Below are 12618 nucleotides of genomic sequence, written 5' to 3' on the forward strand. Positions count from 1 at the left end.
TTATTTAATACACGCTCTTTTTAGGGGTGGGTCAATTTAAACAGGAATACCCAGGTCACTTTAAATAGGATTCAATGGGTCACTTTCGCAGGATTAAGTGGGTCAGTTTGGCAAGAATTTCCACGTTGTTATCTAAATAAAAAACTTCTACATAATTACCAGATGATTTTATATACAAGAAATCTTCTACAAAAATTTGGAGATGCTCATAATTACCACTTCCGTTTATGGTAATTTTTTGCTTTCTTTTTTGAGATTGTTTTCCAAAAAAATAACGTGAAATACTTACTAAGGGAAGAATAATTAAAAGTGCTGGCAAAAATATTTCGACAAAATATTTCTGAAAAGTATAAATAATATCGGTAGGGTTACTAACTGCAACAACATGCTTAAAAAACAACCAAGTATGTATCAATGATAAAAACGAAATCAATATTACTATTAAAATCTCATTGTATACATACCATTGTTGTTGCTGTTGTTTAAAATAATATTTTTGAATAAAAATGATCAAACCATAAGAAAAACCGCAGATTACGCCATACATCGGTAAGAAAACAACTTGCAGTTTTAAAGGCAATTCTTCAACAGTTAAAGGCTTAATAAAAAATAGAAATAAGAATATCCACAAGACAAGTCCTAGTATAATTAAGAGATGATCTTTTGTTTTTGGAGTAAATGGATATTGTTTTTTAAACACTTTTAATTTGTAATATTTAAACTAAATATAATAGTAATAAATTTAATAGCTTTTACCATAATTCCCAATCAATTTAGTTACAGTTTTTGTTACAGGTATAGGTTTAGCATTCTTTAAATACTTGGTATTGGTCATCAATAAAATAAGTTAAAAACTTATATTCGCGGCATGTGGATGTATTTAGGTTTATTAGCTGCACTTTTTTTAGGATTACACAATTTATGCAAAAAACATGCTGTACAAGGAAACGAGGTTTTTCCTGTACTTTTTGTCACTATAGGTTCTGGTTTTTTACTAATTATTCCATTGTTTATTGGTTCTCAATATTTTCCAGAATATACTAAGCAGATAGGTTTATACATCACTCCTATTCCTTGGAAAACACATGGCTTTATTTTTATCAAATCCATGATCATGGCGACTTCTTGGGTATTGGCATATCAAGCGTTAAAACATCTACCAATAACCATAGTGACTCCGATTCGATCTGCTGGTCCATTTTTCACTTTTATCGGTGCTATTTTAATTTATCAAGAAAAACCTAACTTTTTACAATGGATTGGTTTTTTCTTAATTATTCTATCTGTATTACTATATTCTAGAATAGGTAAAAAAGAAGGCATCCATTTCAAGAAGAATAAATGGATATTTGCCATTATTGGAGCCACATTCTTAGGAGCATCGAGTGGATTATATGATAAGTTTTTAATTCAGAGTCTGACATTAAATCCACAAACATTACAATTTTGGTTTTGTTGGTATACTTTGTTAATTCTATTACTCATTTTATCCATAATATGGCTTCCAAATTCTAAAAAACGAAAAGCATTTACCTGGCGTTGGACTATTGTTGCTGTTGGTGTTTTATTACAAGCAGCTGATTATTTTTACTTTAAAGCATTGCAAGATCCTGAAGCTCTAATCATGTTATTATCTGCTATAAAACGCAGTCAAATACTAATAGCTGTGGTGATCGGTGGTCTTGTTTTTAAGGAAAAAAATAAACGTAAAAAACTAATTCCTTTATTTGGTATTATGATTGGGGTATTTTTAATTTTATATTCTTAGATGAATATAAAAGTTAATCCATCAAATTCCACCACTCTTCTTCTACTTTAGTATCTTCATCCAAAAATATAGATGTTCCTATTTTTGGTACAATAATATTAGCATTCAGTTCAGTTGCTTTTTTAGTAACTCGTTCTATCGGATCTGTCCAAGTATGCATAGCCAGCTTAAATGCTCCCCAATGAATTGGCATTATTTTTTTAGCTTTCACGTCTAATCCTGCTTGCACCGTTTCTTCTGGAAACATATGAATATCAGGCCACATTTCATTGTATTGTCCGCACTCTATCATTGCAAAATCAAAAGGTCCATATGTATTACCTATTTCTTTAAAGTGATCTGCATAACCGCTATCACCACTAAAGAAAATGTTATCAGTACTTGATTTGATTACCCAAGAACTCCATAAGGTTTTTGTTCTATCTGTAAGTCCTCTGCCAGAAAAGTGTTGTGCAGGTGTACATATAAAACGTATTCCATCCAGCTCGGTTTCCTGCCACCAATCCAACTCTACTATTCGTTCCTTTTCTATTCCCCATTCTTGTAAATGCACTCCAACTCCTAAAGGTGTATAAAACATCTTTACTTTATTCTTTAGTTTTTTTATCGAACCATAATCCAAATGATCATAATGATCGTGGGAAATAAGTACGGCATCTATTTCGGGTATTTTTTCGATTTGAATAGGTAATTCTTTACTAAAACGCTTACTACCCAACATAGGATGTGGAGCTGGAACTTCTCCTAACATTGGATCAATCAAAATATTCTTATTATCAATTTGCATTAAAAATGTAGAGTGTCCAAACCAAATAAGACGTGATTTACCTTTATATGTGGCTATATTTAAAGAATCTATTTTCTCTACAGCAAGGTTTTCTTTAGGAATAGTATTAGGATTAGATTTAAAATAACCCACAAGGCTTTTCCCCATATCCTTAAGACTCATATCTAGCTGCACCTCATTTGTATTCACAAACTTTTCATCTTTATAATTTTTTGATGCAGCATATATTGCTTTTTGTTCCTCTGTTGGTTTTCCGCCAAATTGAGGGCTTATATTAATAAACAGTATGATTACTATTATTCCTATTATGATTCCGATACCTATCATCATTCGTTTTATATATTTAAAAAATGTACGTTTCACTATACTGCTTATATTAGTTTTGAATATTATAATTTCTTCATTTGGTTTAGCATGATTGCATCAAACATTCTATCTGACACCATTTTTCTAATCCTTAAAATTAGTTTTCCGCCACCTCCAGAAACATATCTAGTTTTTGGTTTTTTAGCTTCAATCGCTTTTGCAATTGTTTTTGCAATCACAATTGGCTCTGAACCATACTTATCATCAGCTTTTTCTAACAACTTTACATGTTTTTGAGCTAAAGTGCTATATGCAGTGTTTCCAGACACTTTGGCCAAGTTCTCCCGAGCAATTTTATTCCATTCGGTTTTTATTGCACCTGGTTGAATGACCACTACATCAATACCAAATTGCTTTAATTCCATTCGAATAGAATCACTTAAGCCTTCTACTGCGAATTTTGTAGCGTGATACCAAGATCCATGAGGTTCCCCTATTTTTCCTCCAATCGAAGATATATTAATGATTTTTCCAGAGTTCTGTGTACGCATATAAGGCAATACCAATTGTGTAAGTCTTGCTAACCCAAAAACATTCACTTCGAATTGATATTTTGCCTCATCCATAGGTACATCTTCTAGCGATCCATATGAGCCATAACCCGCATTATTTACTAGGATATCTATATGTCCTTCTTGATTTATAATGGTTTGTATACCTTCGGTCATAGAATCATCCTTGGTAACATCCATTGCTAGCAACTTAACTCCTAGTTCTTCGATATCCTTCATTTTCTCAGTTCTTCTGGCAGAACCATATACCACATATCCTTTTTTAAGTAACAGCTTTGCACTTTCTTTTCCTATTCCCGAAGAAGCTCCTGTTATCAATACTACTTTTGCCATTTTGATCTTATTTATATTATAATCGAATAAATATTCTTTTTTGATTTAAAAAAAATTAACTTTTTATCGCATTCCAAGCAAATGAAAACATAACATCCATATCATTTTCATTAAGTGTTAGTTTTTTATTCAGAATTAAATTGACGGTTTCAAACAAAATAGCTACCATAATAGATTCTAGTATTTCATTATCTATATCTCTAATTAACCCTTCTCTTTTTCCTAATTCAAAAAGATCTATTCCTAATCGGTTTTTTGTTTCTTTGACCGCTATTGGAACCTTATCATAATAAGGAGATTGTTTTACTTGTGTAATAAAGTTCATCTCTTTACTGTGGTTGATACTATAGTTAATCCAATATAACCACATCTTTTTCATTTTAAGTTTAAAGGGTAACTCTTTGGTAATGTCTTGAGCACTCTTTTTAGTTTGACTCTCTATAAGTTCTGTAGCGATAGATACTATTAAATCTTCTTTGTTTTTATAGTACACATAGAGTGTTGAGACAGAAATACCAACTTTTTTAGCCAGTAGTGACATCTTAACACCTGCAAAACCTTTTTCGAACACAATATCCAAGGTGTTTTCTACAATTGCCAACCTTTTTGATTCATCTTTTACTCGCACATTGCAAATATATTATTAAAAACGAATAAATATTCGATTTTAATGTTTTTTTGAAATATTTAACAGATACAGCTCAAAAGAAAATCAACGGGATAAAATTGTATTAGTGATTAAAGTTTGTAGTTTTATTGCTATTCTGATTCAAATGAACGAACTCACAAAATATCAAAAGTTAATAGATTTTATTTCTAACTGGGTAGCATTTTCACCAATAGATATTGATCAACTACGAGATAAACTTTCTATTGAACACTTTGATAAAGGCCATAAGATTGTTAGACAAGAACAAGTCTGTACCACTATAAAATTTGTAATTTCTGGTGTGTATAGAGTGTATCAGATAAAAGATGGAAAGGAAATTACCAGTTATTTTAACTATGAATCCAGAAACCCAATTGTAGCTTCATTTGTAAGTTTATTGAAAGCACAACCCAGTAAAGAAATCATAGAATGTATTATTCCGGGAGAATTAATTTCTATTAATTATTCTCATTGGAAATCCTTTTATTCTGTAAGTCATGCATTAAATACTTTTGGTCGATTAATGGCTGAATTTAATTACGTTTTAGCTATCGAACGGATAGAATCTTTACAATACCAAAGTGCTTCAGAGCGATACACAAAATTTATCCAATTATATCCTGATCTTTTAAATATGATTCCGCATCATTTTATAGCATCTTATCTTGGCATAACACCAGAATCATTGAGTCGTATTCGTAAAACTTCTTTTACAAAATAAATCCTACCATACATCAATGCATATGATTTCTATTTCAAGGAACTTTGATGTATAGAAATCTTAATTATTTGACATGTATAAGAATAGCGTTATAAATGATTTACAAATTATAGAAATTGAAGACTTCCTTTCTGAAAAAGAAGTTGATGAAATATTGACACCTAGAAAACTTCTTTTCGAAAAAGCATCAACACATTATCCCAATTATTATAGAAACAACGATCGCTTAGTTGAAGATAATGAAGTTTTAGCTACAAAATTGTTTAATAAACTAAAACAAATAGGCATCCCAAATATGAAGTCTGAAAGGAGTTTTCTAGCGATAAATGATAGAATTAGATTTTGCAGATATCAAAAAGGGCAATTGTTTTCTAAGCATCAAGATGGAGTATATTATCCAAATACTGAACAAGAGACTAAATACACAGTACTATTATATCTAAATGACCATGCATCATTCGATGCAGGTGAAACAGAATTCTATAATCAAAAAACGGATGACATTCCTCAAAAAACGATTATTCCAAAAAAAGGAAAATTAGTAATATTTGATCATCAGATATGGCATAAAGGAGCTAAAGTTACCCAAGGAAATAAATATATTCTTCGATCTGACATAATAGTAAAAAGAAAAAAACAAAATACTAATCATGATGGATACATATGGAATTTACTGCCCATTACTAAAGAACAGTTTCTAAGTTGCGGTAGAGATCGAAAAATCAAATGCTGGGATGCACATTTAGAATGTAAACATATCATTGAAGTTCATTCAAACTCTGTACTTAAAATAATACAGCTCAATCAAGATGAATTTATATCCTGTTCAAGAGATTTCTCTATTAAAAAATGGAATATGTCTGGAAAAGTGCTATCTCATATCCATCTTAATGAGATGATACTAAATATAAAGACATTAAAAAACAATCAAATAATAGCAACCGGTACTAGTGGTAAAATCTATGTACTGAGCACGAATTTGGAGATTATTAAAACGATCAAAGTTCATACGAATTGGGTTTGGGGATTAGCAATTATGGAAAACGATGATTTTATCAGTTGTTGCGAACATGGCTCTGTACATATAACAAATGTAATATCAGAAAAAACGGAATGTATTTACAAACATGATCAGCCATTATTTTGTATAAATACAGAAAAGAAAGATGTTATTCTTATTGGATCAAAAGACGGTACTTTAATTCAACTATCCAGGAATACTAAAAAAATACTTAAGTATAAAGTCCATTCTGATATAATTCGTTCTATCGTATGCCATAAAGATCACATATATACCTGTGGAGAGGATAATAAAGTAGTCTCAATAAATACAAAAACTAAAAAATCAACAGATCTAATGGTAGCTGATAATTTTATGACAGACCTCATTATATTAAAAGATCAGCTGTATTGTTCGGGATATGATGGAAATATAGCCATAAGAAAGATATAGTAGTTCTACGTACTATCTAAGTATAAAACTTGCTTCACTCCTACTGATATAGGTTCTTAATTTATATCCAGTTTTAAATTCCCTTCAAAGACAATCACAGCATTACTTTTTATAACTAGCTTTTGATCATTAATCAATGTAACTTCCATATATCCTGTTCTACTGGATGATTGGAAAGATTTCATGGTTGTTTTTCCTAATCGTTTACTCCAATAAGGAGTTAAAAAAGTATGTGTACCACCAGTTACTGAATCTTCATTAGTACCACTCCAAGGCCAAAAATAGCGAGAATGAAAATCATAATCATCTCCAGTTGAAGCTGCTGTTATTAATACTCCATTAATACTATCTATGGATTTATATAATGCTTCAAAATCAGGTTTTAGCTTTTGTAATAATACAGTATCATCCATTTCTATTAATATAATATTGGTTTCTTTATTATATTCAGTATTTACAATCTTTTCAATCCCAAGTGCTTTTAACAACGATGAAGGAACTTCTGTGGGTATGGTTTGATACACAGGAAAACTCATTTCGATCCCATCTTTTTTATGTACAATATGTAAGTCTATATTTTGAATCGTATTAAAATGAATTTCTTTAAAATTGGTTGTTTCAAAAATTACTTTAGCCGCCGCCAGGGTTGCATGACCACATAATGGAATTTCCATTTTAGGAGAGAAATACCTGATAGAATATGCATGTTCTTTCTCTAGTTTCTTGATAAATGCTGTTTCAGACAAACCCAACTCTTGCGCTATTAAGAGCATATTGTCTTCGCTAATATTGGTTTCAACCGTACAAACTCCTGCTGGATTACCTTTAAATGCTTCATTGGTAAATGAATCTACTATACATGTCTTTATCATCAATTTATTTCTTTTATATGTGTTCCTAAAGTTCTTAAAACTTTTATCAGGTATTCAATATGTTTTTTCTCTCTTCTAAAATTAGTACAACATGCTCTTAATACAACCATATCTCCTAATTTAGTATCACGGATAAAAACACGAGTGTCTGTTTCTGCGTCTTTTATTAATTGAAGATTTAGATTATTTATTAATCTAAGATCGGCAGAATTATAGTTTCCGATGTATCTAAAACAAACAATTGACAGATTATGAGTAATTAACTCGAAATCCTCTGAATCCTTTACCAAAATGGCCAAATAGTTCATCAAGTGAATGCTATTCGTTATTGCTTTTTTAAGTTTTTTCTCTCCATACGCTTTATAATTCATCCAAACTTTTAATGCTTTAAAATTTCTAGATTGTTGAAAGCTATATTCAGAAAAATCCACTTGTCGATCCTGATTATAATCAAATTTTTGATATTCTGGTATTACGCTAAATGTATCTCTTAACTGATTTTTATCTTTGACAAGAATACATCCTGCTTCAAAAGGTACAAACATCCATTTATGTAAATCAATCGCTACAGAATTTGCTTTATGAAACCCATCAAACAATTTATTAGTTAATGGTATATCCGCAGCACAACCTCCGTAGGCAGCATCAATATGAAACCACATATCATACTTTTCACATAAGGCAGATAGTTCTAGTAACGGGTCAATAGCACCAGTATTTACAGTGCCTGCATTACCAACGATGCACATTGGTTTTAATCCAGAAGAGATATCTTTTTTAATTTGGTATTCTAATTTTTGTACATCTATTGTGAAATCTGATAATGTAGCTATTTTACGAAGATATTTTGTACCTATACCTAATGCATTGATACTTTTATCAATACAAAAATGAGTTTGTTCTGATGCATATACTGTATATTGATCAAGATGTTTTAATCCATTTATAGCTATATTATCTTTAGATTGTACACATCTTGCGACCTGTAATCCAGTCAGATTAGCTGTTGAACCTCCACTTAATAAAACACCTGAAGCATTAGAATCATAACCAGAAAACTGTCCTACCCATTGTACTACTTGCTTCTCTATTTCACTAGCTGACGCAGCATTCATCCAAGTGGTAGCATTCACATTTAACGCTGTAGCTATAAAATCACCTAAAATGCTTGCTTGCGAAGCACAAGAAGTAACCCAAGGATAAAAATGAGGACTGTAGTGCTTGGTTGCATTTGGAATAATATTGTCTTTAATTGCTACAAGAATGTCTTCAATTAAGCTCGGATCTTTAGGGATTGACTCCGAAAACATTGCTCTTACAATATCGGGATCGGGATTATTATATACGGGTTGATTTTCTATATTAGTATACATATCAGCAACCATATCCGCTACTTGATGTAGTTGAGCTCGGAATTGTGCTATAGGTTGATCTAAAGTCATATTTATGCTATGGTTTTTAAAGCCTTTTCCCAATCTCTAATTAAATCATCTATATGTTCTAACCCTATTGAGACACGTAATAAGTTATTAGGAGTTGTACTATGATTTCCTTCTACAGATGCACGATGTTCAATTAAACTTTCTACTCCACCTAAACTTGTAGCAGTAGTAAATAGTTTTAACTCATTTGAGATTTTGATTGTGGTATTTTTATTTCCTTTAATTAATACAGAAAGCATCGCTCCAAAACCCTTTTTTATTTGATTTTTCACAATGTTATATTGAGGATAATTCTGAAGGCCAGGATAATATACCTTTTCAATTTTTGGATGCTCTGTTAAATACTCAGCTAATTTTTTAGCAGTACTTGATTGCGTTCTTATTCGTAACGGTAACGTTTTGATACCACGCATAATAAGCCAACAATCAAAAGGAGAAGGAACTGCTCCTGACAATAGCTGAATCTGTCTAATTTTATTACTTAATTCGTTCTTCTCTTTTAGCACTAAACATCCTCCCATCACATCACTATGTCCACCAAAATATTTGGTTGTGGAATGCATTACAATGTCTGCGCCTATTTCGATTGGATTTTGTAATATTGGTGTAAACCATGTATTATCTACAGCAACTAGTATATCGTTAGACTTAGCGATTTGTACGATTTCTTTTATATCAGTAATTTTTAATTGTGGATTGGAAGGCGTTTCTATCCATATTAATGTAGTATTAGGTCGAATGGACTGAACAACTTTATCCGAATTTGTCATATCGACATAAGTATATGTTAACCCCCATTGCTTAAAGATATCTTTAACAAGCATTTTTACATTAAAAAAAACATCATCTGGCAGTACAACATGATCTCCTGTATTTAAAGATTGAATAACTGCTTGTATAGCAGCCATACCAGAAGAAAAAGCAAATGCTACTTTTCCTTTTTCTAATGCTGTAAAACATTTCTCTAATAGTCTCCTATTCGGATTATCTAATCTAGAGTATCTGTAATCATTTGTAAAACTACCATCATCATTTCTCAAGAACGTCGTGGATAAGTGTAGCGGGATATCAACAGAACGAATTTCTTCATAAGTACCTTTTGTGTATTGTAGCGCTAATGTTTCAGATTTCATAAATATCTATATTTCTTCTAATAAAGAGTGTCCTTTTGAATAATCTTTGCAGGTCCATTGCCAAGTTTCATCTAAATAAACTTTCCCACCTTTTATAGATATAACCGTTTCACAGCACCCAGTTAGAAATTCATTTATTTCATTTAACTGTTGATATATTAGAGAAATTCTATCATTTTTTATCTTACCAATAAGAGTTCCTGTTACAATTTTACCTCCTTTATAACTAGCCCAAATCGCATTTCCATCTTGTCTGTAATGGAAAACGGTATCCATACTTACATCTCCATTATCAACCGTTTCTTTAGGTTTAAATTTTTTATCGTTTAGGTTTATTTTCATCTTAATTTATAATATGTTCCAAAAAAACCGCTCCTTAGTTTTATGTATTGCACCAAGTGATTCATAAAATTTAATAGCATTGGTATTAAAAAGAGGTGTTTGCCATTGTATATTACACTGTTCTTGTTGAGCATACTTTTTTATCTCATTCATGATCTTACGACCTAATCCTTTTCCTCTAGCTTTTTCCTTAAGATAAAGGCAATCCACATAAAGATAAAAATTAGCATCCCAAGTTGAAAATTGCTTTAAAATAGTAGAATATCCTAACAACTTATTATGCTCTTCAACTACAATACATTTGATATTTTCATTGTTAGGAAACAAATGAGCAACCAATAATTCATTTTTTCCTAATGTATCATAATCTGCCTTTTCATAAGATGCGTGCGCTTTGCATAATGCAATAAGTTGTTGGACATCCTCTATTTTAGCTAATCTAATAATTGGTTGATTGTTTAACATGCGCACTCGAACATTGACCCAGAAGTAGCTTTAGTTCCTTCTGTAGCATATCCATCAAATTTCCACCATTCTATTCCACCAATAAGTTCTTTAACTTTAAAACCTAGTTTGCTCATTTTAAGAGCTCCTTTTGTAGATGCATTACAACCAATACCATCACAATAACAGATATACGTTTTAGACTTATCTAAATGCTTTGTAGTTTCTATAGTCATTTCTCTATGTGGTAAATTAATTGCTGTAGGAATATGTTCCTTATCGTAGCCAAAAGATTTCCTTGTATCAACAGCTATCAGATCTTCTCCATTTTCAAAACCTTCATATAAATCCGACGGATCCATTTCATAAGCCAATTTGTTTTCGTAGTGTTTAATTTGATTTTTCATAGTATTCTAATATATTTAATTAAATAAGGGTTTAAGAAAGCTTCGATGATAACTCAATATGCATTTGGTTTTGTTAGCATATTCATAAGCTTGGATACAATCATCATCGTTCAAGCTATCATTTCTATATTTTTCATATTCTGATAAAGAAGGAAAACTAAATAATGCATATGCCTTATTATTAGCGCCTTCACAAGGCAAGAAATACCCATGATGCTGTCCGCCGAATTTGTTTACCAAAGAAATCCATGTGGTTGCATAAACTCTAAATTCCTCGACTTTGGATGTATTTATAACATAATCGATATAACAAGTAATCATGAATTATAGTTTTAAGTTGATTCAAAATTATAGCTATAAGTGCTTCAATACATCATATTTATATGAAGAGTTTTTGATATGGTTCTGAAATATTTTCATCCACAAAAAGTATCAATTCATGTAACTTTGTTTCTATGGAATTAAAATATTTTAGACTGATAAAGACCATTGCTGAGGAAGGAAATATTGTAAACTCTTCTGAAAAATTATTTTTAACACAATCGGCACTAAGTCACCAACTCATAGTCTTAGAAGAGCGCCTTGGATTTAAAGTATTTCACAGGTCTAGAAATAAATGGAAACTAACCGAAGAAGGAGAAGAATTATATAAGTTAGCAAATGAGATTTTAATATCTATCGAAAAAGGGTTTAATAATATAAAAAGTATTAAACAAGGTGCTAAAGGTTCTATACGATTAAGTACTGAATGTTCTACTTTTTATCAAGGAATTCCAAAGTTTATTCAGAAAATGGGAATTTTATATCCCGAAATCGAAATAACGTTGACGGATGCTACGCATCAATCATTTACTAAGTTACTGTCTAAAGAAATTGATGCTGCCATTGTTACTTCTCCAGCAACTTCTAAAGAGTTATTATCCCTTAAGTTTTATGAAGATGATGTTATGGCATTAATGAACAATGAACATTCATTAGCGTCAAAAAACTTTCTTGAAGCATCTGATTTTTTGAATGAGCATTTAATAATTCAGTCTTTTCCTTTATCAACCGTTTCGGTTTACAAACATTTTCTAGAACCTAACAATATAGATCCCATAAAAATTTCTGCAGGAATTCATACTGAAATTTGTTTGGAAATGATCGCAGCCAATATGGGAATTATGTGTTTACCAAAGTGGGTATTAAGCCCTTTTAAGATCCCTGAAAATGTTACGTTTAAACAAATTGGTATTCAAGGACTTAAAAGAGCTCATTATTTAGTAGTACGAAAAGATGATAAGGATAAAAAGTATATGGACGATTTTATCAATAATTTTGAAGAGGATTTTTCTTCTAAATAATTTTCACCAAAATGTACCCGTATTCTAAACTTTATTAAAGGTTAAA

15 protein-coding genes are annotated in these 12618 nt (G+C 30.9%); 4 read left to right on the top strand and 11 right to left on the bottom strand.

Annotated features, from left to right (window positions below; genetic code table 11):
* Positions 1-79: 79 nt before the first annotated feature.
* Positions 80-700 (bottom strand): LytTR family transcriptional regulator, encoded by a 621-nt coding sequence (locus tag QBK95_RS12330; protein WP_280934155.1) that lies wholly within the window; start codon positions 698-700, stop codon positions 80-82.
* 168 nt (positions 701-868) lie between these two features.
* On the opposite strand from QBK95_RS12330, the gene QBK95_RS12335 reads away from it, so the two are divergent.
* Positions 869-1768: an EamA family transporter gene (locus QBK95_RS12335; RefSeq protein WP_280934157.1), complete on the top strand. Its 900-nt coding sequence runs from the start codon at positions 869-871 to the stop codon at positions 1766-1768.
* Positions 1769-1781: 13 nt separating this feature from the next.
* Here the strand turns inward: QBK95_RS12335 and QBK95_RS12340 are convergent, their stop codons facing one another.
* From QBK95_RS12340 to QBK95_RS12350, 3 genes are read right to left on the bottom strand one after another with little or no spacing between them, the layout of a single operon-like run.
* Entirely contained in the window at positions 1782-2885 is a 1104-nt protein-coding gene (locus tag QBK95_RS12340) for an MBL fold metallo-hydrolase (RefSeq protein ID WP_348637337.1), read from the bottom strand.
* Between the two features lie 59 nt (positions 2886-2944).
* Positions 2945-3766 carry an oxidoreductase gene (locus QBK95_RS12345; RefSeq protein ID WP_280934160.1) on the bottom strand — a complete coding sequence of 274 codons (822 nt, stop codon included), beginning with the start codon at positions 3764-3766 and terminating at the stop codon, positions 2945-2947.
* 55 nt (positions 3767-3821) lie between these two features.
* On the bottom strand, positions 3822-4394 hold the full coding sequence (locus tag QBK95_RS12350) for a TetR/AcrR family transcriptional regulator (protein ID WP_280934162.1): 573 nt from the start codon (positions 4392-4394) through the stop codon (positions 3822-3824).
* 145 nt (positions 4395-4539) lie between these two features.
* Between QBK95_RS12350 and QBK95_RS12355 the strand changes: the two genes are divergently transcribed.
* Together QBK95_RS12355 and QBK95_RS12360 are read left to right on the top strand one after the other, a co-directional pair.
* Entirely contained in the window at positions 4540-5136 is a 597-nt protein-coding gene (locus QBK95_RS12355; protein WP_280934163.1) for a Crp/Fnr family transcriptional regulator, read from the top strand.
* A 73-nt stretch (positions 5137-5209) separates the two neighbouring features.
* Positions 5210-6589, top strand: a complete 1380-nt coding sequence (locus tag QBK95_RS12360) for a 2OG-Fe(II) oxygenase (protein ID WP_280934165.1) — start codon at positions 5210-5212, stop codon at positions 6587-6589.
* A gap of 56 nt (positions 6590-6645) precedes the next feature.
* Here the strand turns inward: QBK95_RS12360 and QBK95_RS12365 are convergent, their stop codons facing one another.
* The 7 genes from QBK95_RS12365 to QBK95_RS12395 are packed head-to-tail and all read right to left on the bottom strand — an operon-like array spanning position 6646 to position 11550.
* Positions 6646-7461, bottom strand: coding sequence for a PhzF family phenazine biosynthesis protein (locus QBK95_RS12365; RefSeq protein WP_280934167.1), 816 nt, complete (start codon positions 7459-7461; stop codon positions 6646-6648).
* Complete coding sequence (locus tag QBK95_RS12370; protein ID WP_280934169.1) at positions 7461-8903, bottom strand: pyridoxal phosphate-dependent decarboxylase family protein; 1443 nt, start codon at positions 8901-8903, stop codon at positions 7461-7463. Before QBK95_RS12370 ends, QBK95_RS12365 begins: the two co-directional genes overlap by 1 nt.
* A 2-nt stretch (positions 8904-8905) precedes the next feature.
* The gene (locus QBK95_RS12375; protein WP_280934172.1) at positions 8906-10036 is read right to left on the bottom strand and encodes a trans-sulfuration enzyme family protein; all 1131 of its coding nucleotides are present in this window, start codon (positions 10034-10036) and stop codon (positions 8906-8908) included.
* 6 nt (positions 10037-10042) lie between these two features.
* Positions 10043-10378: an avidin-fold protein gene (locus QBK95_RS12380; RefSeq protein WP_280934173.1), complete on the bottom strand. Its 336-nt coding sequence runs from the start codon at positions 10376-10378 to the stop codon at positions 10043-10045.
* A gap of 6 nt (positions 10379-10384) precedes the next feature.
* Positions 10385-10843, bottom strand: a complete 459-nt coding sequence (locus QBK95_RS12385; RefSeq protein WP_280934175.1) for a GNAT family N-acetyltransferase — start codon at positions 10841-10843, stop codon at positions 10385-10387.
* Positions 10837-11229 (bottom strand): rhodanese-like domain-containing protein, encoded by a 393-nt coding sequence (locus QBK95_RS12390; RefSeq protein WP_280934176.1) that lies wholly within the window; start codon positions 11227-11229, stop codon positions 10837-10839. Before QBK95_RS12390 ends, QBK95_RS12385 begins: the two co-directional genes overlap by 7 nt.
* A gap of 15 nt (positions 11230-11244) precedes the next feature.
* Complete coding sequence (locus QBK95_RS12395; protein ID WP_280934178.1) at positions 11245-11550, bottom strand: NIPSNAP family protein; 306 nt, start codon at positions 11548-11550, stop codon at positions 11245-11247.
* 134 nt (positions 11551-11684) lie between these two features.
* On the opposite strand from QBK95_RS12395, the gene QBK95_RS12400 reads away from it, so the two are divergent.
* Positions 11685-12572, top strand: coding sequence for a LysR family transcriptional regulator (locus tag QBK95_RS12400; RefSeq protein WP_280934181.1), 888 nt, complete (start codon positions 11685-11687; stop codon positions 12570-12572).
* The last annotated feature ends 46 nt before the right edge of the window (positions 12573-12618 follow it).

This window comes from Aquimarina mycalae, assembly GCF_029906345.1.
Taxonomy (GTDB): Bacteria; Bacteroidota; Bacteroidia; order Flavobacteriales; family Flavobacteriaceae; genus Aquimarina.